Origin of the sequence: Bradyrhizobium sp. STM 3557 (assembly GCF_045571465.1) — a bacterium.
Lineage (GTDB): Bacteria > Pseudomonadota > Alphaproteobacteria > Rhizobiales > Xanthobacteraceae > Bradyrhizobium.
Map to the genome: position 1 here is coordinate 6,103,256 of NZ_CP120697.1, position 24,344 is coordinate 6,127,599.

The 24,344-nt window shown below is 62.3% G+C and carries 23 protein-coding genes and 1 pseudogene; 9 read left to right on the forward strand and 15 right to left on the reverse strand.

Annotated elements, in window-relative coordinates; translation table 11 throughout:
• Nucleotides 1-22: 22 nt before the first annotated feature.
• The 7 genes from P6U24_RS28195 to P6U24_RS28225 all read right to left on the reverse strand — a co-directional run bounded on the left by P6U24_RS28195 (nt 23) and on the right by P6U24_RS28225 (nt 5,591).
• Nucleotides 23-1,030, reverse strand: coding sequence for an ABC transporter substrate-binding protein (locus tag P6U24_RS28195; RefSeq protein WP_407155706.1), 1,008 nt, complete (start codon nt 1,028-1,030; stop codon nt 23-25).
• A gap of 181 nt (nt 1,031-1,211) precedes the next feature.
• Nucleotides 1,212-1,778: a flavin reductase family protein gene (locus tag P6U24_RS28200; protein ID WP_407155707.1), complete on the reverse strand. Its 567-nt coding sequence runs from the start codon at nt 1,776-1,778 to the stop codon at nt 1,212-1,214.
• Between the two features lie 9 nt (nt 1,779-1,787).
• Entirely contained in the window at nt 1,788-2,966 is a 1,179-nt protein-coding gene (locus tag P6U24_RS28205) for an acyl-CoA dehydrogenase family protein (protein WP_407155708.1), read from the reverse strand.
• 207 nt (nt 2,967-3,173) lie between these two features.
• A complete protein-coding gene (locus tag P6U24_RS28210; protein ID WP_407155709.1) occupies nt 3,174-4,430 on the reverse strand; it encodes a CaiB/BaiF CoA transferase family protein in 1,257 nt (418 codons plus the stop codon).
• Nucleotides 4,431-4,615: 185 nt separating this feature from the next.
• The gene (locus P6U24_RS28215; RefSeq protein ID WP_407155710.1) at nt 4,616-5,056 is read right to left on the reverse strand and encodes a GNAT family N-acetyltransferase; all 441 of its coding nucleotides are present in this window, start codon (nt 5,054-5,056) and stop codon (nt 4,616-4,618) included.
• A gap of 56 nt (nt 5,057-5,112) precedes the next feature.
• Nucleotides 5,113-5,280: a hypothetical protein gene (locus tag P6U24_RS28220; protein ID WP_407160815.1), complete on the reverse strand. Its 168-nt coding sequence runs from the start codon at nt 5,278-5,280 to the stop codon at nt 5,113-5,115.
• A gap of 59 nt (nt 5,281-5,339) precedes the next feature.
• The gene (locus tag P6U24_RS28225; protein ID WP_407155711.1) at nt 5,340-5,591 is read right to left on the reverse strand and encodes a hypothetical protein; all 252 of its coding nucleotides are present in this window, start codon (nt 5,589-5,591) and stop codon (nt 5,340-5,342) included.
• 469 nt (nt 5,592-6,060) lie between these two features.
• Between P6U24_RS28225 and P6U24_RS28230 the strand changes: the two genes are divergently transcribed.
• From P6U24_RS28230 to P6U24_RS28240, 3 genes are all read left to right on the forward strand, one after another.
• Nucleotides 6,061-6,246 carry a hypothetical protein gene (locus P6U24_RS28230; RefSeq protein ID WP_407155712.1) on the forward strand — a complete coding sequence of 62 codons (186 nt, stop codon included), beginning with the start codon at nt 6,061-6,063 and terminating at the stop codon, nt 6,244-6,246.
• 199 nt (nt 6,247-6,445) lie between these two features.
• A complete protein-coding gene (locus P6U24_RS28235; protein WP_407160620.1) occupies nt 6,446-7,729 on the forward strand; it encodes an NRAMP family divalent metal transporter in 1,284 nt (427 codons plus the stop codon).
• Nucleotides 7,730-7,980: 251 nt separating this feature from the next.
• Nucleotides 7,981-9,573 (forward strand): NAD-dependent malic enzyme, encoded by a 1,593-nt coding sequence (locus P6U24_RS28240; protein ID WP_407160621.1) that lies wholly within the window; start codon nt 7,981-7,983, stop codon nt 9,571-9,573.
• Nucleotides 9,574-9,601: 28 nt separating this feature from the next.
• On the opposite strand, the gene P6U24_RS28245 is transcribed toward P6U24_RS28240, so the two are convergent.
• Together P6U24_RS28245 and P6U24_RS28250 are read right to left on the reverse strand one after the other, a co-directional pair.
• A complete protein-coding gene (locus P6U24_RS28245) occupies nt 9,602-11,050 on the reverse strand; it encodes an MmgE/PrpD family protein (protein WP_407155713.1) in 1,449 nt (482 codons plus the stop codon).
• A 116-nt stretch (nt 11,051-11,166) separates the two neighbouring features.
• A complete protein-coding gene (locus tag P6U24_RS28250; RefSeq protein WP_407160622.1) occupies nt 11,167-13,071 on the reverse strand; it encodes a potassium transporter Kup in 1,905 nt (634 codons plus the stop codon).
• Nucleotides 13,072-13,236: 165 nt separating this feature from the next.
• Here P6U24_RS28250 and P6U24_RS28255 point away from each other — a divergent pair, with 165 nt between their 5' ends.
• On the forward strand, nt 13,237-14,124 hold the full coding sequence (locus P6U24_RS28255) for a TauD/TfdA dioxygenase family protein (protein WP_407155714.1): 888 nt from the start codon (nt 13,237-13,239) through the stop codon (nt 14,122-14,124).
• A 274-nt stretch (nt 14,125-14,398) separates the two neighbouring features.
• On the opposite strand, the gene P6U24_RS28260 is transcribed toward P6U24_RS28255, so the two are convergent.
• The 3 genes and pseudogenes from P6U24_RS28260 to P6U24_RS28270 form a co-directional block, all read right to left on the reverse strand.
• A complete protein-coding gene (locus P6U24_RS28260) occupies nt 14,399-15,592 on the reverse strand; it encodes a DUF1501 domain-containing protein (protein ID WP_407155715.1) in 1,194 nt (397 codons plus the stop codon).
• Between the two features lie 20 nt (nt 15,593-15,612).
• On the reverse strand, nt 15,613-16,620 hold the full coding sequence (locus P6U24_RS28265; protein ID WP_407155716.1) for a DUF1800 domain-containing protein: 1,008 nt from the start codon (nt 16,618-16,620) through the stop codon (nt 15,613-15,615).
• Nucleotides 16,568-17,335 (reverse strand): annotated as a pseudogene (locus tag P6U24_RS28270) (DUF1800 family protein); the annotation flags it as partial. The pseudogene P6U24_RS28270 and the gene P6U24_RS28265, both read right to left, overlap by 53 nt.
• A gap of 80 nt (nt 17,336-17,415) precedes the next feature.
• Here P6U24_RS28270 and P6U24_RS28275 point away from each other — a divergent pair.
• The 3 genes from P6U24_RS28275 to P6U24_RS28285 all read left to right on the forward strand — a co-directional run bounded on the left by P6U24_RS28275 (nt 17,416) and on the right by P6U24_RS28285 (nt 20,295).
• Nucleotides 17,416-18,231, forward strand: a complete 816-nt coding sequence (locus P6U24_RS28275) for a transporter (RefSeq protein ID WP_407155717.1) — start codon at nt 17,416-17,418, stop codon at nt 18,229-18,231.
• 193 nt (nt 18,232-18,424) lie between these two features.
• Nucleotides 18,425-18,670, forward strand: a complete 246-nt coding sequence (locus P6U24_RS28280; protein WP_407155718.1) for a hypothetical protein — start codon at nt 18,425-18,427, stop codon at nt 18,668-18,670.
• A 95-nt stretch (nt 18,671-18,765) separates the two neighbouring features.
• Nucleotides 18,766-20,295: an FAD-dependent monooxygenase gene (locus P6U24_RS28285; RefSeq protein WP_407155719.1), complete on the forward strand. Its 1,530-nt coding sequence runs from the start codon at nt 18,766-18,768 to the stop codon at nt 20,293-20,295.
• A 5-nt stretch (nt 20,296-20,300) separates the two neighbouring features.
• Here the strand turns inward: P6U24_RS28285 and rocF are convergent, their stop codons facing one another.
• Complete coding sequence (rocF, locus tag P6U24_RS28290) at nt 20,301-21,278, reverse strand: arginase (protein WP_407160623.1); 978 nt, start codon at nt 21,276-21,278, stop codon at nt 20,301-20,303.
• Between the two features lie 163 nt (nt 21,279-21,441).
• Between rocF and P6U24_RS28295 the strand changes: the two genes are divergently transcribed.
• Nucleotides 21,442-21,702 carry a hypothetical protein gene (locus P6U24_RS28295; protein ID WP_407160624.1) on the forward strand — a complete coding sequence of 87 codons (261 nt, stop codon included), beginning with the start codon at nt 21,442-21,444 and terminating at the stop codon, nt 21,700-21,702.
• Between the two features lie 533 nt (nt 21,703-22,235).
• Nucleotides 22,236-22,475, forward strand: coding sequence for a hypothetical protein (locus P6U24_RS28300; RefSeq protein ID WP_407160625.1), 240 nt, complete (start codon nt 22,236-22,238; stop codon nt 22,473-22,475).
• A 378-nt stretch (nt 22,476-22,853) separates the two neighbouring features.
• Here the strand turns inward: P6U24_RS28300 and P6U24_RS28305 are convergent, their stop codons facing one another.
• Entirely contained in the window at nt 22,854-23,207 is a 354-nt protein-coding gene (locus P6U24_RS28305; protein WP_407155720.1) for a phasin, read from the reverse strand.
• A gap of 119 nt (nt 23,208-23,326) precedes the next feature.
• Nucleotides 23,327-24,343: a GlxA family transcriptional regulator gene (locus P6U24_RS28310; protein WP_407155721.1), complete on the reverse strand. Its 1,017-nt coding sequence runs from the start codon at nt 24,341-24,343 to the stop codon at nt 23,327-23,329.
• Nucleotide 24,344: the final 1 nt, after the last annotated feature.

A 24,344-nucleotide genomic window follows, 5' to 3' on the forward strand; every position in this document is an offset into this window, starting at 1 on the left:
GCCTACGAGGCATCATACTGCATCAACGGACCTCGGCAAGATAGCGGTCGACGAAGCCCTTCTGTACGTTTTCCATTTCGCCCCAATCGACACTCTTGGCACGCGCATAGTCGCTATCGGGCAGAAACTTGCTCTTGACCGCCTCAGGCAGTTCGATCGGACGGGCCGGACGGAGATAGGCGTTGGTCCAGATCGCCTGCCCCTTGTCGGACAACAGGTAATCCAAAACCTTCTTCGCCTTCTCCTTGTCAGGCGCATTCTTGACCAGTCCGACGACATAAGGAAACGCAACCGTGCCTTCGCACGGGATCACGAACTCGAAATTTCCTTTCTCTGAATATTTGGCGCGATAGGCGTTGAAGTCGTAGTCCAGCAGAATCGGCATTTCACCGGACACCACGCGCGCATAGGAGGTCTGCTTCGGTACGATCGGATCGTTCCTGCGCAACTCCTTGAAGAAAGTAATCGCGGGATCGAAATTGGATGACGATCCGCCGAGGGCGAGATTCACCGCGACCGCGCCGACATATCCGACAGCGGCGGAGCTCGGATCGAGATAGCCGACCATTCCCTTATAGTCAGACTTGAGCAGATCCTTCCAGCACGCCGGCACCGGTTTATCGCCAAGCGCGTCCTTGTTCACGAACAGACCCAGCGTGCCCGAATGAATGGTCGTCCAATAACCGTCCGGGTCCTTCAGGCCGGCAGGGACCTGGTCCCAATGGGCCGACCTGTATGGCTCGAGAGCATCCTGGCTCTTGGCCTTCATGCCGAAGGTCACACCGAAATAGCCGATATCGGCGACCGGATTGTTCTTCTCAGCCAGAATCTGGGCGAGCGCCTGTCCCGAATTCTTGTTGTCGTGCGGAATATCGTAATTCAGATCGGTCTTGATGGACTTGAGCATCGATGCCCAATCCGCCCACTCGGGCGGACAATTGTAGCAAATGACGTCGGCGGCCTTGGCCGCATGCCACGGCGCCAAGACGCATAGCGCAAGCAAAACGACGGCGAGGCGGGTGATCTTCATACGGTAAACTCCGTCATGATGGCCCTTTGGCCAACAACGGGCTTCCACTAATGGCCGCATATGAAGAATTTGCGACAGCACAGTATTGCGGAGCGACAAAGGTGAGGATGAGACGACCCATTATTAGCCGTGAGAGCAGAAGGACGTAGATGGCACAACCAAGGAGCGACGAGCCGGAGCGTCAACCTTCGTTCGTCTTACGATCATCACCGGATGAGAACCGACCAAAGTCGCCGCGCAAGAACAGCAACGGCTCGCCGCGATTGTAGGCGTACGCCTCCACCGCGCCGAGAAAGATCACATGATCTCCGCCATAGTAGCGGTTGACGGAGCGACACTGGAAGCTAGCCACGCTATCGGCCAGCAATGGCGCTCGACCGAGACCTGCTGTCCAATCCACGCCAGCAAATTTGTCATCGGACGATCTCGCAAATTTGCTGGCCAACGCCTGTTGCGAGGCGCCCAGGACGTTCACGGCGAAATGGCTGGCGTTCTGAAACACGCTGAGGCTCGACGAATAGAGCAGAAGACTCCAGAGCACGAGCGGCGGATTGAGAGACACCGACGCGAAAGAGTTGCACGTCAGACCGTAAGGCTTCCCGTTGTCGTCGGCAGCGGTAATGATCGTGACACCGGTCGCATATGTTCCCAGCGCGTTGCGAAAGTCTCGTGGATCGATCGGAGAGCTATCGCTGGCCAGTTCTTTCGTCGGATCTAGGCCGGCCGGATGCTTGGGCGTGTCGTTCATCCGGATGCCTCAGAGCGTCAAATTGTCCGACGGCAGGCCAAGTGCAACCCGCCCGTAGCTGGTGCCTGCCGCGTCGAAATTGAACGCGATGTGGGAATTGATCGCGTGCGCATCGCGGAATTGCCGCTGCAGCACACCCGACGTGAACAAGCCGCGCGCGCCGCTCGCGGCGAACAGCAACGAGACGGCTTCCGTGCAGAGATTGACCGAATAGGCGCCGTCACGCCGATAGCGGGTCTTGGTGATCATGTCGGGGACACGGCTCGCTCTCGCGTCGGTCATCGCGCTGATGCAGTTCGCGCGCATGATCATGCGGGCAGCGTCTATCTTGGCAGAGGCTTCGGCGATCTTGATCTGGGTACTCTGGAGATCACTGAGCCTGGCGCGATTGTAGGTGGATGCCCGGTGCTGGGCGCCCTCGATATAATCATCGAGACAGGCCTGCGCGTTGCCGAGCCCAACCCCGGAGATGACAAACGGAAAGAGCGAGAATACCGGCAGCTGATAAAGCACATTGGGATTGCTGGCGCTCCCCGGCGTCGGACCGCCAGCCAGATCGTTTACGCCGATTGTCATTTCGTCAGGGACGAAGGCATCGCGCACTTCGACGTCGTTCGACGCCGTCCCTCGCAGACCGGCCGCCTTCCAGGTGTCGAGGATCGTGTAGTCCGTCTTTGGCAGCAGAAAGATGCGATATTCGACACCATCTGCTTCATCTTCGGACGCGACAACGCTGGCCAGCATATTCCACTGGCAGGAGGCGACGCCCGACGACAGCGGCCAACTGCCTCGCAATTCATATCCGCCCTTCACGCGCCGCGCGCGACCGGCTGGGAAGATGAACGAGGACGCGATCAGGATGCTCGGATCATCCCCCCAAACCTTGTCCTGCGCCCGGCGGTCGAACATCGCCATCATCCAGTGATGGCTGGCAAGATTGGCGACGTTCCAGGCGACGGATGCATCGGCCTGCGCAAGCAGGTCCGTGCAATCGACCAGCGCGACATAGTCCAGTTCGAGGCCACCGACCCTCTCTGGCTGCAGGATCCGAAACACCTGGGCATCATGCAGGTCTTGCTCGGTTTCCGGTGGCAGCTGGCGAAGCTCCTCCGTCCACTCGGCGCGCTTTCGAAGCGCCGGGAGGAGCGCACGGACGCGCTCGGCGATTGGGGCAAACGGGTCGCTCATCGCGTCCTGCCGATCGGGCCCTGGGTCGGAGCCTTCATCATCGTCGCCTTCCTTGCCAGCCGAAAGGTCCTCTGCCCCGGACCGTGACGCATTGCTGGACGCGGCCCGACTTGCCCACGCCACCTCCTAGCTCGTCTGTTCATTGTTATCCGTTATCTCGGAATTGGCAACCAATCCCGATCATGGGCAGCCTGCGGCCCGCAACCGTCATTCAGCGGATTTTCCGAACGCTCCGGCTTTGCCCAACGCTGCAATGCGGGATTCGCTGTAACCTAAGATATCCCGCAGGACCTCGTTCGTGTGCTGGCCGAGCACCGGCGCGGCGACGGGGGTGACGGTCGGGGTCAATTGCATGGTGATCGGCGTCTCGATGTTCGGCACCCAGCCCGCCTTTGGATGCGGGATACGGGAGAGCCGATCACGTTCGCGCGCTTCCGGCGCATTGAATCCCTGCTCGACGCTTCGCAGATAGCCCGCTGGAATGTTCGCCTTCTTCATCTTGGCCATCCAGTTCTCGAGGCGATCGCTTGCGAACACCTCGGCGATGATCGTCCGCAGTTTCTCTTTGTTCGCCCACCGCTCTTTCCGCGTCACAAATCGAGCATCCGTCATGAGTTCGGGTCGACCGAGCACATCTGTTACCAGGCGGCGATAGAGCCGATCGTTGGCACATGCGATGTAGAACGGACCATCCGAGGCTTCATAAACACCCACGCTGGGGGACCCGTTCGGCGAATTGCCGAAACGGCCTGGATTGCTTCCATTCATCAGATACGCCATGCCGTAGAAGCCGGTCATGGCCATGGCCATGTCGTAAAGGGCGACCTCGACGTACTGCCCTCGCCCAAGCCGCTCGCGGGCCATCAGCGCCAGCAGAATGGCGTTGCAGGCCGACATGCCGGTTGCCAAATCGACAACAGGCGGTCCGGTCCGCACTGGTGGACCATCAGGGAAGCCGTTCAGCGACATGAAGCCGCTTTCCGCCTGCGTAATCGGGTCGAAACCGGGACGCCAGGCGAATGGCCCGTTTCGCCCATAGGCCGAGATCGAGCAATAGATCAGCCGCGGATTTGCAGGCGACACGCTCGCATAATCGAGGCCAAATCTTCCCATGACGCCGGCGGAGAAATTCTCGACCACGACATCCGCCTTGGCGATCAAGTCGCGCGCCACCTCGCAAGCCTGCGGGATCGCCAGATCGAGCGCGATGCCGCGCTTGTTGCGATTCAAGCTGATAAAGGCAGCGCTCTCGCCGGCAACCTCCGCATGCTCGTAAGCACGGGTATCATCGCCGCCCTCGGGATTTTCGATCTTGATGACCTCGGCGCCAAAGTCCCCCAAGGTTTGCGTGCAGGCCGGCCCTGCCACGACGCGAGTGAAATCGATGACGAGCAGGCCATCGAGCGCGGTCGGCGCATCCTTTGCGCGCGGCGGCCGATCGGGTAACGGCACTGGACAGGCCATACGCAGCGTTCTCCCTCGCTAGCGATCATCTTCGTGATCTTGAACACCGCGGCTCTTGGCGGCCTCGGGTGCAATTCCGTCTTTGGTTAGCCCACCTCGACGCAGAAAAAAAGTCCGGCGGCCACATAGCCGCCGGGCAGGAAAGCGTTGCTGCGGCGCAAGCCGCGACAACACGGTGTCAACAGCTAGTCGTCGATCGGCGAGAGCGCCTTGCGCCAGTAGAGCGTGTTGGTCCAACCCCACGGGAAGCGCGGCTCGAACAGGCGATAGCCGGCACGAATGAAATTGTTTGCGGAGACGATGTTGTCGGTCGTGTCGGAAACCACTCCGCGCCAGCCGTTAAGCCGCGCGCGATGTTCCATGGCCCGCATCAGTCGCAACTGCAGGCCACGGCCCCAGTGCGACCTGACCACGCCGACACGGCAGAAATATCCGCAGCCCGGAACCAGAACCGACGGGACGATCCCGGCGAAGGCAACAGGCATCCGGCGCAGGCTCGCGATCCACCAGTGCCCGGCATCAAACTGCGGCAGTGGCGCGCTGTTCAGGAACGTTATCCGATGCAGGTCGGCCAACAAGTCGGCCACCTCCTCGTCGAGCACGTCGACTTCCCGGATCCGATACATCCCAAGCCCTCGCCATGCACGCTGACTGACGCCGCTATCGTTTCGCGGCACTCGGCTCACTTTCCGAGCATCGCCTTCACGCCGAGCCAGACCGCACCAACGAAGCCGCTGACAATGATCGTGATCACAGCTTTGAAGGTATAGCTCTGAGCCTGCTCGACGCTCTTTCGCCACCGTCGCAGATGCTGAAAATCAGCGCGTATGTCGGTCAGGGTCTTTGGCATAGTCTGCTTCTGTTGCTCTTGGATGACGACGGAAGGTGTAACGACGACCGGGCAATCGATCAGAGCAGTGCGTCGCAGATTGCAAGCGCGACCAGGCCTGCAATGGCAAGAGAGATCAGATAGGCAGTCATCGTCGGCATCTCCTGAACAAATGAAAGGCGCGGCAGATCGCGTTTCGCCAGCGCGATCGTTTCGGGCGCGAACCCTATCCCTCGAACTGCCGAGGGGCCGCAGCGGCGGCAGCGATATTCGCCGCGCCACAGACCGGCCCGTTCGCGCGGGCCGGTCAATAGTGATCGAACGCGCGACATCGGGACGCGACGCTCGGTTGAAAAAGGGGTGGACGGCGACGCGCGTGATCGACGCAAGGCGAGTTGTGGGCGTCCCGTTGTGCGGATCGCCGTCCGATCAGAATATCTGGCAAACAGGAGCCCGCATCCGGGCAAACGAAAGCCCGCCGGCCGGTTCTGCGGCTGCGGGCTGAACTACCGCGAAGGCGATGTTTGCGATGGTGACATCATGCAGGTGATTTGCCCGACGTGTCAAATTTGATGAAAATGCCGTACATCGCCTTGGGCGCGCCGAAACCGGCCTGGCAAATTCTCAGCTTGTTTAGCGAAAAACCCGCTGCCGATTTCTCGGCGCGGGCTCTATAGTCTCGTCGATGATGTGAATCTGCACCTGATTTGCCCGACGAGTCAAGCGTGCAAGCGCCTCATCACGCCAGTCGGCGCATCGCCGCGCTGGCGATCGCGCATAGTGTAGCAAGGGAGACTGCGCATGTATAATTTCGCCGCAGCGCTCGGCGTGCTGTTCGGATTGCTCTACGTTTCCGGTCACCATGAGATCGGCTCGATCGGTGACGACGTGTGCCGCTATGGCGGATCGCTCTGCGACAATCCACACTATGTGCTGACAGCCGCAATCCTGGCTGCCGTCTGGGGCAAGCTCGTCAGCGTCCGCTAGCACGAATGTTCTTGGCCTCGGGAGCTCCTATAGCGATGTTCGTCCAGCTCGGCTCGTGACAGCACAACGGAATCAGCGCGCCTGAGTTCCCAGGTCCGGAACGATTTGGCCGCCAACGGCTTTTCCTTGTGCGAACCTCGATCGCCGATCGGCCAGCCGGAGCATCCTCGTGACGACCTACACTGCCTCGCCAGCGCGTTTGCAAACCTCCAAGCGCTCTGGCTGGCAGCTCCTGCGCCGGCTTGGCCCGGGCCTCGTGACCGGGGCTGCGGACGACGATCCCTCTGGCATTGCCACATACTCGCAGGCTGGAGCGCAGTTCGGGTACGGGCTGCTTTGGACCGTGTTCCTGACCACGCCGTTCATGATCGCGATCCAGCTCGTCAGCGCGCGGATCGGACGCGTCACCGGCAAGGGTCTTGCCGCCAATGTCATGGAGGTGGCACCGCGCTGGATGGTGCTCGGCCTGGTGTTCCTGCTGGTCGGCGCCAACACCGTCAACATCGCAGCCGACATCGCCGCCATGGGCGAGGCGCTGTCGCTGGTGATCGGCGGCCTCCATCATGAGCATGCGCTGATCTTTGCGGCCACCTCGACATTGCTGCAGGTCTTCGTGCCCTATCGCCGGTATTCGCCGGTGCTCAAATTCCTGACGCTGTCTCTGTTCGCCTATGTGGCGACCGCGTTCACCGTGACGATTCCCTGGAGCACCGCCCTGCTCGCCGCAGTCTGGCCGAAGGCGACTGTCAACGCTGATTACCTTCTCATGGTTGTTGCCGTGCTCGGCACCACGATCAGCCCCTATCTGTTCTTCTGGCAAGCCTCGCAAGAAGTCGAGGAGATGAACCAGGGCAAGGTCGACCGACCGTTGCGCGAGCTGCGGCGGGGGACCCATCCCGATCTGGAGCGCATCAGGCTCGACACCAGCGTCGGAATGGTCCTGTCCAATGTGATCGCGTTCTTCATCATTCTCACCACCGCGACCGTGCTCCATGCCAACGGCGCCACCAATATCAGCTCGGCGACACAGGCAGCCGAAGCGCTGCGGCCTCTGGCAGGCGATTTCACCTTCCTGCTGTTCGCGCTTGGCATCATCGGCACGGGCATGCTCGCCATCCCCGTGCTTGCCGGCTCCGCCGCCTACGGCGTCTCGGAGATTTTCCGCTGGCGTGCGACTTTGGAAGCCAAGCCGGACGAAGCGACGGGCTTCTACACCATCATCGCGGCGGCGACTGTGATCGGATTCGGTCTCGGCTTCACCGGCATCGATGCGATCCATATGCTGGTGTGGAGCGCGGTGCTCAACGGTATCGTTGCCGTGCCCATCATGGTGATGATGATGGTGATCGTGTCGAACGCGGCGCTGATGGGACAATTCCGCGCGAGGTCCTGGCTGATCGGATTGGGCTGGGTCGGCACCGCCCTCATGGCGCTGGCCGTGCTGGCACTGCTCGGATCGTCCGTGCTCGGTCATTCCTCCTGATCGAACCTCTAGCTTTGCAACACATCAGCCGTGCCTCCAATCGCGGGTGCAAAACGCGTTTGATGCACTGCGATAAAGCTTCCCCGCTATGATTCTGCGCGTGAGTTGCCATGTTTTCCGCGCCTGATCTTCGTCAATGCGGGTTGCGCTTCGGTCTGGCGACGCTAAACAGAAGCGTTCCTTGGGAGGCTGCCTTGACGATGTCAGAACGATCGAATCCGCGCCCGACGCAATCCACCTCGCTGCGCGGGTTGGCGCTGTTGCGCGATCCGCTGCTCAACAAGGGCACCGGCTTTACCGAGCAAGAGCGCGATGATCTCGGATTGCGAGGCTTTCTGCCCGCGGGCGTGCTGTCGATGCAAGCTCAGGTCGAGCGCATCCTGCTCAACTTGCGCAGCCTGCCCAACGATCTCGACAAATATGTTGCGCTGAATGCGCTGCACGATCGCAACGAAGCGTTGTTCTTCCGCGTGGTCTGCGACCACATCGACGAGATCCAGCCGCTGATCTACACGCCGACGGTGGGTCTGGCGTGCCAGAAATACGGGCTGATCTTCCAGCGGCCCCGCGGCCTGTTCATTTCCGCCAACGACCGCGGACGCATTGCCGATATTCTCGCGAACTGGCCGTATCGCACCAAGCTGATCGTGGTTAGCGACGGCGAACGTATCCTGGGTCTGGGCGATCTCGGCGCCAATGGAATGGGCATTCCCGTCGGCAAGCTGTCGCTCTACTCGGCGTGCGCGGGCATCCACCCGGAGCTCTGCCTGCCAGTGATGCTCGACGTCGGCACCAACAACGAAGAGTTTCTCAACGACCCCTATTATATCGGTCTTCGCCAGAAGCGCCTCACTGGCGACGCCTATGATGCCTTTGTCGATGAATTCATGACCGCTGCGCGTGCGGCCTTCCCCGGCGTGCTGATCCAGTTCGAGGATTTCGCCAATCACTCGGCCTTCAAGCTGCTGCACAAATATCGCGACGAGGCCTGCGTCTTCAATGACGACATCCAAGGCACCGCAGCGGTCGCGCTCGCCGGCCTTTTCTCGGCACTTCGCGTCAAGGGCGGCAAGCTGCGCGACCAGACCGTGCTGTTCCTTGGCGCCGGGGAGGCCGCGACCGGAATAGCCGACCTCGTGGTGTCGGCAATGATGACCGAAGGTCTGTCGGAGGCTGAGGCGTTGCGGCGCAACTGGCTGACGGATTCGCGTGGGCTCGTGGTGAAAGGCCGCGACAATCTCGGCGGCCACAAGCTGCGCTATGCCCATGATCAGTCGGCGATCGGTGACTTCCTGACCGCGATCAAGACGCTGAAGCCCACCGCGATCATCGGCGTGGCTGCGGTGGGCGGCGCCTTCACGCCCGAGGTGCTGCAGGCCATGGGCGAGCTCAATGAGCGTCCGATCATCTTTGCCTTGTCAAATCCGACGTCGAAGGCGGAGTGCTCGGCCGAAGCCGCCTATCGCTGCACCGGCGGGCGCGCGTTGTTCGCCTGCGGCAGCCCCTACGATCCTGTCAGGCTCGACGGCAAGACGTTCGTGCCGCGCCAGGGCAACAACTCCTACATTTTCCCGGGCGTCGGCCTCGGCGCAATCGCGAGCGGAGCGCGGCTGGTCACCGACGAGATGTTCATGGCCGCAGCTCACACGCTCGCCAATTGCGTGACCGGTGCCGATCTCGAACAGGGCAGTCTGTATCCTGCCCTGCCCAGGATCCGCGAAGTCTCCGCGCATATTGGCGCTGCGGTGGCCAGCGTGGCCTATCAGAACGGGCTTGCCACCGGGCCGGCGCCGAACGATCTGCTCGGCTATGTCGAAGCGCATATGTACGATCCGCGCTACTGAAACCGGCCGGCCGGTCGCCGCCGCTGCATCAGCGCTGCAACAGGCGCCGCAGACTGCGAACGTCCGGCACACGCTCAATATCGAACACGGCCTCGACCAGCCGCGCAAATGGGTCGCGCCCCAGCACTGGCGCGATGAGATCGCGCGCCTTGTCGATCACCTCGGTACGCTCCATCGGGTTGCGGGGCATCCCGCGCACGGCCGACACCCGCTCCGAGGCCTGGCTTCCATCCGTGAAGGCGATCTCGACGACGGTTTCGCGGACCGGCAGCCGCTTGGCCAATTCGTCATCGCGAACCAGGTTGACCTTGGCGCGCTGCTTCAGCACGGCCGGGTCCTGCATCCGCGCCTTGTCATGTGCAGCGTGAAACGACACGGTCTTGTCGACAAGCATCACCGCGATCATGTGCTGCAGGCAGATATCGGGGATGTTGCGATTGTCGACCACGGCGGCGACCGAAGGCGCGAGCCGCACCACTACCTGTTTCACCTGCTCCGCATCGAATGGGTGCTTGGTGCTGATGGAATCGACTGCGTCGAGCGGTCCCTGGATCGGCGAGCCGACCGCCCATTTCTTGATGTCGGTCCGGGTGATCTCATAGCGCGCGCCGAGCTGCTCGATCAGACGCTCCGGCTGCGCTTTCGGCGCATAGGCGGCGAAGAAATTGTCCGGCCCGGAGAAAATGTCGTCGACGCCGTTCCACCCGGACTTGACCAGGAGCGCTGCGGTCACGCCGTTACGGGCCGGCATTCCGGCAAAGACGAAGGCCTTCTCGATGTGATCGGTGTCGCGGCGCCAGGCGACAATGCCGGAGGACTGCTGCGCAGCATAATCGAGCAGCCAGCGCATCTGCCGTGCCTCGAGGCCGGCGGCGCAGGCCGCCGCAGCGGCGGCGCCGAACGTGCCGGCGATGCTGTGGGTCGCGAGGCTGCTGTCGTAGCTGAAGCCGGCACCGCCCATGGCCATCACCGCGCGGGGTCCGATGTCGTAGCCAAGCGCCACCGCGCGCAGCAAAGTCGCGCCGTCGATGCCAAAGCTCTCGCCCGCTGCGAGCGCGGCCGGAACGACGGCACAGCCGGGATGCGAGCGTGACTCATTATGCGAATCGTCGGTCTCATCGGCATGCGCCATCACGCCATTGGCGAGCGCCGCATCGATCGCTGATGATGTCAGAGACGAGCCGATCACGGTGATCGTGCCGTTGCCGCCCTGCTCCCGGACATGGCGCAGCGCCGCCTGGCCGGGTGGCAATTCCGATCCCGAGATTATTGCCGCCAGCGTGTCGAGCAGATGCTGCTTCGCCTGCTCGACAGCCTCCTCCGGCAGCGCGCGATTGTGCGCCTCGCCCATATAGGCACTGAGCGTGTCCATCACTTCCGACGGCTGCGCAGCCTGAGCGAAGATGCGCCGCGGCGCCAAGCTGAAGCCGACCGCCATGCCTGCCAGAAAGCCGACAATGTTGCGTCGTGAATGCATGATCAACGACCTCCCTTGTGCGTCTTCTTGTCAGGCGCGGGCGCAACGGGCGTCAGATATCAGGTGCGAGTGAGCTTTGCATCCCTGATATTCAGATGGTCCAGCTCTCGGGAACGTCAGATCGCAACGTGCCGGCCGATCTCCACGACGCGATCCTGGGGGAGGCTGAAGAAATCGCTGACGTGGACGGAATTGCGCTCCATAACGGCAAACAAGCGTTCCTGCCAGGCCGGCAGGCCTGTGCCATCCTCACGGCCGATCACGGTCTCATGGCCGACGTAGTAAGTGACATCCGCAAGGTCGACTGTGCAACCCAGCGCCTTGCTCGCCGCAAGCAATTCCGGAATATGTGGCCGCTCCATGAAGCCGAACCGCGCTTCCGCCCGCCAGACATTCGGCACCACCTCTTCGAGACTGAGACGATCTGCGGCAGACACCCAGGGCACCGACTGCACGGTGACGCGCAGCACGAACACATGCTCATGCAAGGCGCGATTGTGCTTGACGTGCCAATGCATCACCGGTGGCGCACCGCCCTCGGTGCGCGTCAGGAACACCGCGGTTCCAGGAACGCGCGCGATGTGCTTCTCGGCCACTGCGGCCATGAACGTCGGCAGCGGAGTCAACGTCTCGCGCAGGCGCGCCGATACTGCAGCGGCACCGCGATGCCAGATCCACATGATGCCGTAGACGCCGATCGCCAGCAACAGCGGCACATAGCCGCCCTCTGCAACCTTGGTCAGGTTGGCCAGAAAGAACGCGCTGTCGATGATCAGAAACAGCGCAGCTACAGCACCTGCCGCAGCAAGGCCCCACCCCCAGATCTCGCGCATCGCGATGAACAGCAGCGCCGACGTCATCAGCATCGTCAACGATACGGCAATGCCGTAGGCCGAGGCCAGATTGTCGGACTTGCGAAAACCGATCGTGAGCCCCAGCGTCACGATCATCAGGAGCCAGTTGACGACCCCGACATAGATCTGACCGTAGCCTTCCGAAGACGTCTGCTTGATCGCGAGCCGCGGCAGCCAGCCAAGCTGGATCGCCTGCCGCGTCATCGAGAATGCCCCGGTGATGACGGCTTGGCTTGCGATGATGGTCGCCAGTGTCGCAAGCGCGATCAGCGGCAGGAGCAGCGTCTGCGGGCACAGCCGGTAGAAGATATTGCCGTCGGTCGGTGCGCCGTTCAGCACCAATGCGGCTTGACCGGCATAGTTCAGGATCAGACTCGGAAACACGATCGCGAACCATGCGAGCTTGATCGGGCGGGCGCCGAAATGTCCCATGTCGGCGTAGAGGGCTTCTGCGCCGGTGACGCAGAGAAACACGGCGCCGAGCACCAGAAAGCCGGTGGCGCCGTTGGAGACCAGATACGACAAACCATACAGCGGATTGACGGCCTCAAAAACTGCGGGGTGTCTTGCGATGCCGATCAGTCCCATTACGGCAATGGTGGCGAACCAGACCAGCATCACCGGCCCGAACAGATGACCGATTGTAGCTGTCCCACGCGATTGGATCGCAAACAATGCTAGGAGGATCACAACCGCCGCCGGAACGACGTAGGGCTGCAGCGCAGGCGTCGCCATCTCGACGCCTTCCAATGCGGACAGCACCGAAATCGCCGGCGTGATCGCGCCGTCGCCATAGATCAGCGCGGCCCCGAACAGGCCCACGGCAACGATGGTCGGCCGGTGCTGCCGCTTGACGCCAAGCAAGGCCATCAGCGCCAGAATGCCGCCCTCGCCGTCATTATCGACGCGCATCGCGAAAAGCACATATTTGATGGTTGTGATGATGAACAGAGTCCATAGCACCAGCGACAAGGCGCCGAGCACGGATGCCGGATCTGGCGTCTGCTCGCTGGCACCGAGAATGGTCTTGAACGTGTAGAGCGGACTGGTGCCGATGTCGCCGAACACGACACCCAGTGCCGAAAGCGACAACAGGCCAAGCCGTCCCTGAGGAGCCTGATGCGCCGGAGTTTCGCTCGCTGATATTTGATTGTCGCCCAATGTCACATCCGCCGTGGAGGCATGCGCCGCCGGACGCGGTAGCGCTTCGCCGCAGGCATTGATACAAACTATCACCTTGCAATGCGACACCTGAACGACATCCGATCCGACGTTGCGGGCGCTGGCACCTTGTCCTAAGCTCGACCCGATCGAACAGCAGGAGGATCGGCCATGGATGTCATTCCCTGTGGTCCAGGCTTCGGCGCAGAGCTGCGCGGCATCACGCTGTCAGATGTCGTCTCCGATGACGACGCCTATGCGGCGGTTCGTGCCGCATTCGAGGAACACTCGGTCCTGGTGCTGCGCGACCAGGACGTCAGCGACGACGTGCAGCTCGCCTTCTCGCGCCGTTTTGGCCAGCCGGAGGTCACGAAAGTCGGGACCCAGGGAACCGGCACATATTTCGTGGTGCTGACGACGATCGGCCCCGACGGGACCGTTGTGCCGCCGGATCACCGGATGGCGCTGCGTGCCAAAGCCAACCAGCTTTGGCATACGGATTCTTCATTCAAGCGCATCCCCGCGCTGGCCTCGATCCTGTCGGCGCGCATCATTCCCGAACATGGCGGCGAAACCGAGTTCGTCTCCACGCGTCTTGCCTTCGAACGTCTCGCGCCGGACATACAGCAGCAGCTCGAGAGTTCCTATGCCTGGCATGATTACGCACATTCGCGAGGCCAGATCGCGCCCGATCTGGCGAGTCCGGAGGAGCGAGCCGCGTTACCGGCGCAATGCTGGCGTCTGGTCTGGCGCAATCCCGCCAATGGGCGCGGCGCGCTCTACATCGCCTCGCACGCTTATGCGATAGAGGGCATGGAGCCATCCACCGGAAAGGCTCTGATCGAGGAGCTGACAGCCGTCGCGACCGCCCCCGGCAGCAGCTATCTGCATCAATGGCGGATGGGTGACGTGGTGATGTGGGACAACAGGGCCACGATGCATCGCGGGCGGCCTTGGCCGGCACCGGAACCGCGGCTGATGGTGAGGACAACGATCTCCGCCTCCGAATCCGATGGACTCGCCAGCATGCATCCACCCTTCGGGCAGGCCGCGGAATAGCGGACTGATTAGTTCGAGTGCTGCGTGACGTTCTGCTCGCTCGTGAGGACCAGGTCGGTGTAGACCGCGCCGGTGATCGCGAGTAACGCGAGAAGCGAAATAAGGGCCAAAGTCTTCATGGCCTGCTATGTCGTTCCCGATTGTGGCCAAAAGCAGCGATATCTGGCGTTATTTCAGGACCATTCCGGGAACATGCAGGCGAACATCCTAGAACTCAGAACCATTGAGCGCAAAACAGCCCGTTGGGACTTCTGACCGGAGCGGCACGCGCGGCCTATGCGAGGCCCAGCTCGGCTGGCCGAACGCCGGTGAAGATGCGCTGCACTGCCGCGGCGTCAAGCCCGAACACCCGTTGGAACAGGCCTGCGAACATCGCGCGATAATCGGTCAGCACCGGAGAGTCGCGATTCTGAAATAGCGTTGCCTGCTCGACTTTGACCTGCTCGCCCACGATTCGCCCGCCATTGATGCCGCCGCCCAGCACCCAATAGACGCTGCCATGGCCATGGTCAGTGCCTCGGTCGCCGTTCTCGCGGAAGGTTCGGCCGAATTCGGAAATGACGACAACGGTGGTATCACGCCAGCCGGCCGGCCCGATCTCTTCGGAAAAGCCGGCAAGCGCGCGTCCGAGCTCACCGAGACGATCGGCGAGATAGCCTGTCGCCGCTCCCTGGTTGACGTGCGTATCCCAGCCGCCAACATCGACGAAACCAAGATTGTATTGCTCGCGCATCAAGCGGCCGATCCGCCGGGCCGACAACTCGAAGCCGCGCGGCGACACCGCGCCGCGATTGGCCGCCGTCATCTCCTCTGAGATCGACCGATAGACATCATCGCGCACCTTGAAACCTTCGGCCACGGAGGCCGCGAGATTGCTGTGCGCATACATGTCCCTGATAAGCTGCGCCTGACGATCATCCACGCCGGGCTTGCCCACGCTGTTCAGGGCTATGTTCGGAATTTGCGTCTGCCCCCGGAACATCAGGGGGAGCTGATCGGTGAACGCGATCGGCCTCGCGCGCGCGAGCTCGGTGGCGAGGCGGCTCATGAAGCCGGAGCGGTAGTCGCGCGAACCGCCCACGGACTGGCCGAGCTCGATCGTGTCCTGTGTCTCGAAATGGCTGCGGGTCAGATCGTCGCTGCTCCCCGCGAACGGGACGAAGGCGATCTCCCGTCGCCCCCACATCGGATAGATGCTGTCGCGAAGTGCCGGATGCAGCCCCCACTCCGCCGTCAGCGACAGCGCCGCGTCGGGATTTCCGACATCAGGCTTGGCAATGTGCAGCGCCGGCCGCGAGTTGTAGTAGAAGTCGCTCGACACCGGCACCAGCACATTGGCTGCGTCGTAGGCACCGCGGAGGAAGACCACCAGCAGCCGCGCGTCGCTCGCGGGCGCGGCCCAGACGCGACCGGCGATCGTGAGCGGAGCCATCGCGGCGAAAGCCTTGATCAGGTCACGGCGGTTCATGAGTCCGACTCCAGCCTGGCTCAGTACATGAATTCGGGCGAGGACAGGAACAGGGTGTTCCAGTCCTGCGATGAGATCGCCTTGTCCAGGGCGGCAAGTGTCGCTGGACCCAAGGTCTGCCGCAACCCATCGAAATAGAGCGCGTTCTGCAGCAGCGGAAAGGCCGGCTGATCGACGGCATTCGGCCCCTCCGGCTTGAACAGTCCGGATGATCCGGATCCGATCTGCCTCGCGATCTCGAAACGCACCATCATCTGTCCGGGTCCGTTCCACGACGCGGACGTCAACGCATAGCCGTCCGGCGTCTCATGGTTGAAAAGGCCTTCGCCCAGCCGGTTCAGCCAGCCTTGGATCGGAGCCGTATTGAGAATGATCCTCTGGTCATAGGCAAGGCGAACTGCCGAGAGCACGTATTGGACCGGGTCCTTGAAACGCGCGCCAGGCTTGAGCGATGCGGCGAATTCCGGTGCGTGAACCATCGTCGACAGCACGGCGGCGATGTCGCCGTCCGACGACTTGAAGCTCTGCGCCATCTTCTGCACCAGCGCTTCCGGCGGATTGTCGGCAACGAAATAAGTCGCGATCTGCCGCGACAGATGCATCGCCGTCGCAGGATGATGCAGGAGAATGTCGAGCGCCTCATCGACTTCGGCGAGCCCGCGTCCCTTGATTTGATGGCCGAGGAAGGTCTTGTCGCTGTAGTCATGGCGAGCCGGATTGAACTCGAAGGCGCCCTCACGCACGAGCTGGGATTGCAGCTCTGGCTTCAGCTTCGGATCCTCCGGCTTGAGGTCGATGCCGACGCCGGTGAGGATCTTTGCCAAGGCCTCGACGTCGGCCTGGGTGTATCCGGAGCCGACACCCATCGTGTGCAGCTCCATGATCTCGCGCGCGTAGTTCTCGTTGATGTGACCCCACGGCGTTGTCGGCGTTGTCGAGATAACGCAGCATCGCCGGATGATGCAGCGTGGCGACGAGCAGATCGCGAAACTTGCCAAGCGCGTAAGGACGGATGGCCCGGTCTTCATAGTCTCCGACCAGGATACGGATATTGGCCTTGTATTGATGCACGTTGAAATGGTTGAACCAGAACCAGGTCATGCGCTGGCGTAGCTGGTCTGGCGCATAGAGCGCGCGCAGGATGCTGCGCGCCGCCGCCTGCTTGGCGCGGTCGTTCATCGCCTGCTGATAGACTTGTTGTGCCGCCTTCTTCTGTTCGGGATCGACGACCTGTTTGGCGCTTTTGGCCTGCTGTTCAAATGCGACCGCAATGTCGAACGGGGATTTGTGCACGTCCGGCATGGCCTCGATCTGCGCTTTGACTTGCTCGGGGAGCGCAGCATTGGCCGGCGGGTACAATTGTTCCCGCAACCAGCGCTCGATGCCCACGCTACGCATGTGCTCTGCAGACGATAAATTGACGCCGAAGGTCAGACGGTCGACAAGCGCGAGATCGTGTGCCGAGAAGTCTGCGGAGTACGCCGCGTGGGCGCCCGATGCGAGCACGGCGAGCAGCGATCCCATCGCGCTGATCACCTGGACTCGGCGGCCAACCGGCTTGATGGGAGGTAACGTCATCTCCAACCTCGCAGTCAGGCAATCGTCTCGGTCTGGATGGATTTCATGGGTATGTTGGGTGATTTGCCTGAATAACATCTGAATGGAACGCGTGGAGGCGGCAAGAGATCGTGAATTGAGCCTCGGCGGGAGCGCTGGGAATAAATCGCACCTGACGCCGATCATGGGGCAATCCGGATCCTGGTTTCCGACGGTCAGGCGTGTGGGGAATGGTGAAGTCGCGTTGCGCCAAGTCAAGTTCTGCCGTGGGTCATGCGGCCGTTCTGTCGCTCCTTCCCATCCTTGTAGTGTTCGATGCGATCGAGGCGCGAGCCGAGTCCTGCCCGACCGCCAAGGACGAGCTGGCAACCGACCGTCCTGATGTCACAAATTCCAGCCTGGTCGTGCCGACCGGCAGCCTTCAGAACGAGAACGGCGTCAATCTGACCGCCCGCGACGGCGGACGTACCATCGACGGTACCAACACGAGATGGCGGCTCGGCGTGGCGCCGTGCCTCGAACTGTTGATCGACCTACCGAGCTATGTCGGCAGCCTCCGCGCGCCCGCCACACCCGGATTCACCGATGTGGCGCCAGCGGTCAAATGGCAGGTCAGCCCATTTCCAGGCAAGTTCGACCTATCTATCGTCGTCGGCGCCGCGCTGCCGACCGGCGCCGTTGATATCGCCGGGCGCGGCACCCAGCCCTACGTGCAGCTGCCGTGGTCCTATGAACTGCAGGGAGGGTGGGGCGTCAGCGGCATGCTGACCGAGTTCTTCCGGCCCGAGGAGAGCACTGCGCGGCACGTCACCGAAGCTACGTTCGTGCTGGAGAAGAAGCTGAACGAGAAATTCAGCGTCTTCACCGAATATGTCGGCGACTATGCGCAGAGCGCAGGCCCGACCCAATTGATCAATTCCGGCGGCCTCTATCATCTGAGCCCGAAAGATCAGGTCGACTTCCACGTCGCTTTCGGGCTCAACCGCAACTCCCCCTCCTATATCGTCGGCGTCGGCTATTCATTCCGGATCGACGATCTGTTCGGCAGCCATTCCACCCGGGAAACCAGCCGGCAATTCTGACGCGTCGCATTCATTTCACGTCAGGCCGCAGATCGTCGCCGAAACCATCGCGGTTAGGCATCCTGATCGCGGCCAGGCGCCTCGCCTCACATCTGCGTCGATCTCTCACATCCTCTCCCCGCTGCGGTTCAGATGGCGTTCAGCTCCTTCTAACTAGCCTCGCCGATGGGGCTGTCATGATCCAGGAGGGAAGATGAATTCGAAACCGCTGCTGGCGGCGCTTACGCTCGCCATTGTCGTCTCGGCTGCCGGCACTGCCAGCCCGACACCTGCGCGTGCGCAGGACGCGGCGGAGGCCGAAATGATCGGCTTCCACCAGCTTTGCCAGAAAGGCGACCGCCGCGCTTGCATTCGTTTCGGCATTCTGATCGGCCGCAACGAACAACGCCATGCGGACTGGCGCAGGTTGCACGCCGATTGGTGGTGGTGGGAACGATAATCCTTGCCGAGGCCGCCTGCGGGCAGCCTTTTTCTTTGCCCGACGGATGACGATGTGCCTCGATAGGCGGTAGGATACGCCGGGAGGCACATACAATGCCGATTCAAGTCCTGATCGTCGGAGCCGGCCCCACCGGCCTCGTGCTCGCGCTGTGGCTGACACGACTGGGTGTCAGCGTTCGTATCATCGACAAGACATCTGAGCCGGGAACGACGTCACGCGCGCTCGCGGTCCAGGCACGAACGCTCGAGCTTTACCAGCAGCTCGATCTTGCCGAGACCGTGGTCGCACAGGGCCACCGTGTCCCTGCTGTCAATATGTGGGCCGAGGGCCAGCATGCCGCACGCGTCTCGCTCGAAGACATAGGCACCGGATCGACGCGCTACCCATTCCTGCACATTTTTCCGCAGGACCAGCACGAGCGACTGCTGATCGATCGGCTCGCGCAGCTTGGGGCCAAAGTCGAACGCCAGACCGAGCTCCTGAATTTTACCGACCGCGGCGACGCCATTCTGGCGCGCTTGCGCAGCCCTGATGGCAACGAGCAGGACTGCGAGGCGCACTATATCGTCGGCTGCGACGGTGCCCGCTCGCTCGTCCGCAACGTCGTCGGCAGTGGCTTTCCGGGCGGCACTTACCGCCAGCTGTTCTATGTCGCGGACGTCGACGCCTCCGGTACGGTAACGAATGGCGAACTGCATATCGATCTCGACGATGCTGATTTTCTCGCGGTCTTTCCGCTCGCCGACAGCGGACATGTCCGCCTGATTGGAACGGTACGCGACGAGCGCGCCGATCACGCCGAGAGCCTCGAATTTGGCGACGTCAGCGATCGTGCCATCCGGCATTTGAGTCTGCAGGTCGAGAAGGTCAACTGGTTCTCGACCTACCACGTGCATCACCGGGTCACAGAACATTTCCGCAAGGGCCGCGCGTTCCTGGCGGGAGATGCCGCCCACATCCATAGCCCGGCTGGCGGCCAGGGCATGAACACCGGCATCGGGGACGCCATCAATCTCGCCTGGAAGCTGGCAACCGTGCTCGCCGGCCGCGCGCCAGACGGTCTGCTCGATACCTATGAAGCCGAACGCATCGGCTTTGCCCGCCGCCTCGTCGCGACCACCGATCGGGCCTTCAGTGTCGTGACAGCAGAAGGCCGTCTGGCAGATGTCATTCGCACGCGGGTTGCACCTGTGCTGCTTCCGCTAGCGACGCGGTTCGAGGCGGTCCGCGATTACATGTTCCGGACGGTCTCGCAGATCATGGTGAACTATCATGATAGCCCATTGAGTCGGGGCGCAGCCGGCCAGATCCGGGCCGGCGACCGCCTGCCATGGGTCGCCGCCGGCGGTGTCGATAATCACGCACCGCTCAAGGAGATCGGCTGGCAGGCGCACGTCTATGGTGAGGCCAAGGCAGAACTTGCCGCCTGGTGCACGGCGCATGGCGTCGGGCTGCACGTCTTCGCGTGGCGGCCGGAGCACGATGCTGCGGGATTTGTCCGCGACGCGGTCTATCTGCTTCGGCCGGATACTTATATCGCGTTCGCTGACGCCAGAGCCACACCGGACGACCTTAACAGCTACTTCACCGCGCAGCAGATCATACCAGCGTCCGCTCCATAGACTGTCTAATGATCCGGCGTGATCGCGTTGCTGGGCGTTGGGCGATCGGCGATCTGCTGGCCGAACAGGCTGCCGATCAATTCGACCGCAGCGCGCGCGGTCTTGCCGCGTTCATCGAGAAACGGATTGAGCTCGACGATATCGACCGAGCGGACCAGGCCGGAATCGTGCAGCAGTTCCATGATCAGATGCGCCTCGCGATAGGTCGCGCCGCCCGGCACCGTCGTGCCGACACCCGGAGCGATGTCGGGATCAAGAAAGTCGACGTCGAAACTGACATGGAGCACGCCGTTGCGTGCGCGCACCTTGTCGATGACGCGCCGGATCAGCACGCCGACCCCGAATTCATCGATCGCGCGCATATCGACGATGCTGACCCTCCGGAGCCGCAGCAGGTCCTTCTCGAGCTTGTCGATCGAACGCACACCGAACAGCTCCAGCTGATCCGGATTGAGCCGTGCGCGCGGTTCGTCACCGAGCAGACCATCGAGCCCCGCCTCGCCGCACAGGAAGGCCGCGGACATTCCATGCATGTTGGCCGATAGCGTTGTCTCCGGCGTGTTGTAGTCGGCGTGCGCGTCGAGCCAGAGCACGAACAGGTCGTGGCCGGCCTCTCGCCAGTGGCGCGCGACGCCGTTGACCGATCCCATCGACAGTGAGTGGTCGCCGCCCAGGAAGATCGGGATCGCTCCGGTCTGCGCCAGCTCATAGCTGCGACGGGCGAGCACGCGCGACCAGCGCTGGATTTCGCGATAGTGGTTGGCCTTGGGCGGAGGCAAGTCGGCAAGGTCGGCCACATCAGCAATCCCGACATCGCCGAAATCGACAACGTCGAGACCAAGGCTCACGAGCAAATCCGGCAATCCCGCGGTCCGCAGCGCCGCGGGCCCCATCAAGGTGCCGCGGCGCGACGCTCCCATGTCGATGGGGGCACCAAGCAGCGCAACGCGGCTTGGCTCTCCTGATCTTGCGGCTCCAATCATCGCCATGCTCCTTCGCTTCGCGATCCCTTATCATCAACGAGGATACGCGGCATCGGGTGATCGGCATATGTCCGGCAAGCGTCGGGACATCCTTTCCTTCAGGAACCAAATTCATCAGCGCGCATTTTTCTCGCTAAGCCCCTTGCTGCCGGAAACTACGATCGTGAGCACCGAACCATTCGAAACCAGTGCGCAGCCCGGCGTCGCCGAACGCGCCCTCGATACGGCGACCGACGTCTCCCGCACGCTCGGCGAAGTCACCGGCGCGCTGCGCGCGGCGGTCGACCGGCTCAGCGCCACGGTCCAAGAGGCACAGCGTCCGGGCAATACGCTATCGACCGTTGCCGCGATCACGCGCGAAGCCCCGCTCGCCAGCCTGTTCATTGCTTTCCTGTTCGGCATTGCGGTGGCTCGCCGGCTCTAATGCTCCGGGCTCGAGTGATCGCATCGAAAGGCCGGCACCTGCATGGCGACTTATCCGGCATCGCGCCAACAGCGCCGATGTATTGAATTGAGTGCCGGCAATTCGCCCGGGCAAATAAATCGCCGGCACATTTTCGCCACATCGACTCGTTGCCGTCCTGAAGCGGTCTGGCCGGGCCATGCCGATCGACGTCAGCCGCTCGGCGCGATGAGCTGCTGGGATCCCAAGCTCGTTGTCGACCATCCTGGGATCGATCCATCAATTGTTCGGGACCAAAGGCTGCGCCGTCCACCGGTACCGACATGCGGGACGCTCCGGTCTCGGGGGTGTATCGAAGCGAATTCGCCCTACGGGGTCGTCGAATCCGTGCCGAAGTGCCAATTCATCGGTTTGATATCAGGAGCCGTTGGGAACCAATACCAGAGAGTGAGGTTGCCGACTGCATCTGATAATTGGTCCGGCCCCGTATTTGCCCGGATTGATTGCAAATCCAAGAGAAGCTGTTTTTCATCCACGTGGTAAAGGGGGCTTCCGTGATCCACAGAGGCGTTCAATTTACGGTCGTGGCGACGGCGGAACCGGACATTTGGGAATGGCGGTACGAATTCGGCGACCAGGTCAAGACCGGCAGAACGCAGACGCGCCTCGCCGCGTTGGCGGCCAGGCGCGTCAAATCGAAGATCGATGCAGCTCTTCGTGCGGCAAAGTCCGGCGCGACGCAGCAAGGAGCCGCTACCCGTTCTGACCTACCGGCGGCCTCATCCGGCCGCTGATCGCGGCCTGCCAACGCCATTTCGGCTTGTCGTCGCCGCCGCTTGAAGTGGTCCTCTCATGCCATTGATCGTCTCATGCCATTGATTGAGACAAATCAAGGCGCGGTCGATGCCGCTGCGCCATGATCATATCATGCAAAATCCGGCTTCTTCCCTGACCCGAGTGAGGCCTCGCTTACCGTCGATCGAAGCTCTGGAGACTTTCAGGCGCGACCGGCGTAGGCAACAGCCACTCTCTATCGCCGATATGCCGTCCCCGAGCGGGTCGGCGTCGCTGCTTCACCGCCTAACGATGGCGGTGAGATCGGTGCTTGCCCGGATCGATCTATCGCACTTTCCGGGCTCCTGCTGCGGATGAGCAGTCGGCGCCGGCCGGAATTACGATGGGTCCTGCGTCGGCTTCTTAGTTACGTTCATCATGCGGGTCGTAATCTCCCGCATATGCTCTCCGGCGTTGGTGAACTGGCTCCTTAGGAATTCCGATTGGATGCGCATCGCCTCCTCCAGCTCGGTTGCGTGCACGAGCTTGCGCGCGTGCTCGAAGGCCGTCTTCATATTCTGCTCGGTCAGCGAAAGCGCCTGCTTGGAAATGTCCGCGGCCGGTCCGGGAACCGAGGACATCGATTTTCCGGCGGCATCGAAGAACATCTGAAAAGCCCGCTCGGCCTGCTCGATGGTTTTCTCCGCAAGCTCGCGCAGTTCGGTCGGCACGTCCAGTTTCGGTTCGCTCATCTTGGCTATCCTCCGCTAGGTAAGGAACCAGTTAGCACATTTGCGGCGAGGCGTCCGTGGCGTTCTCACGTCGGCGGATGATGCCAGACAGGCGACACGCGCGGCAATCATCACCGTGCTCAACCCGAGAACCGGCTTCGGTATTCTGACGGCGAGACGCCGAGATGGCGTAGGAACGCGCGACGCATGCGCTCGTCATCACCGAAGCCGGCGCGCTTGGCGACCTCGACCACGCTGCCGACTTGCCGGCTTTCGAGCAGCAGCCGCGCGGTCTCGACGCGCAGCGCCTCGACCCCATTGGCGGGCGTCATGCCGGTGCGATTGACATAGGTGCGTGCAAAGGTTCGCGGCGTCATCCCCGCCTTTGCCGCGAGATTCTCGACGCGCAGGTCGCTCGCGATGTTCTCGATGATCCAGGCGTGCAGCGCGCTGAAACGACCCTCGACGTCAGATGCCTGTGCCGCAAGCACCGTCGAGAACTGGCTCTGGCCGCCGGGACGCTTGAGAAAGACCACCAAACGCCGCGCGATGTCGAGCGCGATGGTATGTCCGAAATCCTCTTCGATCATCGCCAGGGCGAGATCGATTCCGGCGCTGACACCCGCCGATGACCACACATGCCCATCCTGGACGAAGATCGCATTCGGATCGACCTTGATGTTGGGAAAGCCGTCCTGCAACCGTGGACAATAGCGCCAGTGCGTCGCCGCGCGCCTGCCGTCGAGCACCCCAGTCCAGGCCAGCACGAATGCCCCAAGGCACACCGAGGCGATCCGCCGCGCCTTCGGCAAAGCGCGCGCGATCCAGTTCATCAGCACTTCATCCTGCGGCAGCTTCCAGATACCGGGGCCACCTGGGATCAGCAGCGTGTCGACCTGATGCGGCTTCAGGCTTGCGATCGGTACGGTATCGATCATCAGCCCGACATCCGTCGGCACCAGTCCTCCGGAGCTCGACACGTAGACGAGCGCATAATTCGGGCCCGGCAGCTCGATCTCGCTCAGCTCTGCGAAGACCTGAGCGGGGCCGGAAATATCGAGCAGCGTCACCCCGGGAAACGCCACCATCGCCACGCACCTTTCGGGGGCCTTCTGGTGCGCTGCGGCGTTGCGGGATCTGGCAGAATTCGAGGGCATA

Coding starts and splice junctions, on each gene's coding strand:
- P6U24_RS28310 (WP_407155721.1), bottom strand. CDS start 24,343: ATGCCCTCGAATTCTGCCAGATCCCGCAACGCCGCAGCGCACCAGAAG.
- P6U24_RS28255 (WP_407155714.1), top strand. CDS start 13,237: ATGGATGTCATTCCCTGTGGTCCAGGCTTCGGCGCAGAGCTGCGCGGC.
- P6U24_RS28220 (WP_407160815.1), bottom strand. CDS start 5,280: ATGCCAAAGACCCTGACCGACATACGCGCTGATTTTCAGCATCTGCGA.
- P6U24_RS28225 (WP_407155711.1), bottom strand. CDS start 5,591: ATGTCGCGCGTTCGATCACTATTGACCGGCCCGCGCGAACGGGCCGGT.
- P6U24_RS28215 (WP_407155710.1), bottom strand. CDS start 5,056: ATGTATCGGATCCGGGAAGTCGACGTGCTCGACGAGGAGGTGGCCGAC.
- P6U24_RS28260 (WP_407155715.1), bottom strand. CDS start 15,592: ATGAACCGCCGTGACCTGATCAAGGCTTTCGCCGCGATGGCTCCGCTC.
- P6U24_RS28280 (WP_407155718.1), top strand. CDS start 18,425: ATGAATTCGAAACCGCTGCTGGCGGCGCTTACGCTCGCCATTGTCGTC.
- P6U24_RS28195 (WP_407155706.1), bottom strand. CDS start 1,030: ATGAAGATCACCCGCCTCGCCGTCGTTTTGCTTGCGCTATGCGTCTTG.
- P6U24_RS28200 (WP_407155707.1), bottom strand. CDS start 1,778: ATGAACGACACGCCCAAGCATCCGGCCGGCCTAGATCCGACGAAAGAA.
- P6U24_RS28230 (WP_407155712.1), top strand. CDS start 6,061: ATGTATAATTTCGCCGCAGCGCTCGGCGTGCTGTTCGGATTGCTCTAC.
- P6U24_RS28205 (WP_407155708.1), bottom strand. CDS start 2,966: ATGAGCGACCCGTTTGCCCCAATCGCCGAGCGCGTCCGTGCGCTCCTC.
- rocF (WP_407160623.1), bottom strand. CDS start 21,278: ATGATTGGAGCCGCAAGATCAGGAGAGCCAAGCCGCGTTGCGCTGCTT.
- P6U24_RS28305 (WP_407155720.1), bottom strand. CDS start 23,207: ATGAGCGAACCGAAACTGGACGTGCCGACCGAACTGCGCGAGCTTGCG.
- P6U24_RS28245 (WP_407155713.1), bottom strand. CDS start 11,050: ATGCATTCACGACGCAACATTGTCGGCTTTCTGGCAGGCATGGCGGTC.
- P6U24_RS28265 (WP_407155716.1), bottom strand. CDS start 16,620: ATGAAGACCGGGCCATCCGTCCTTACGCGCTTGGCAAGTTTCGCGATC.
- P6U24_RS28285 (WP_407155719.1), top strand. CDS start 18,766: ATGCCGATTCAAGTCCTGATCGTCGGAGCCGGCCCCACCGGCCTCGTG.
- P6U24_RS28210 (WP_407155709.1), bottom strand. CDS start 4,430: ATGGCCTGTCCAGTGCCGTTACCCGATCGGCCGCCGCGCGCAAAGGAT.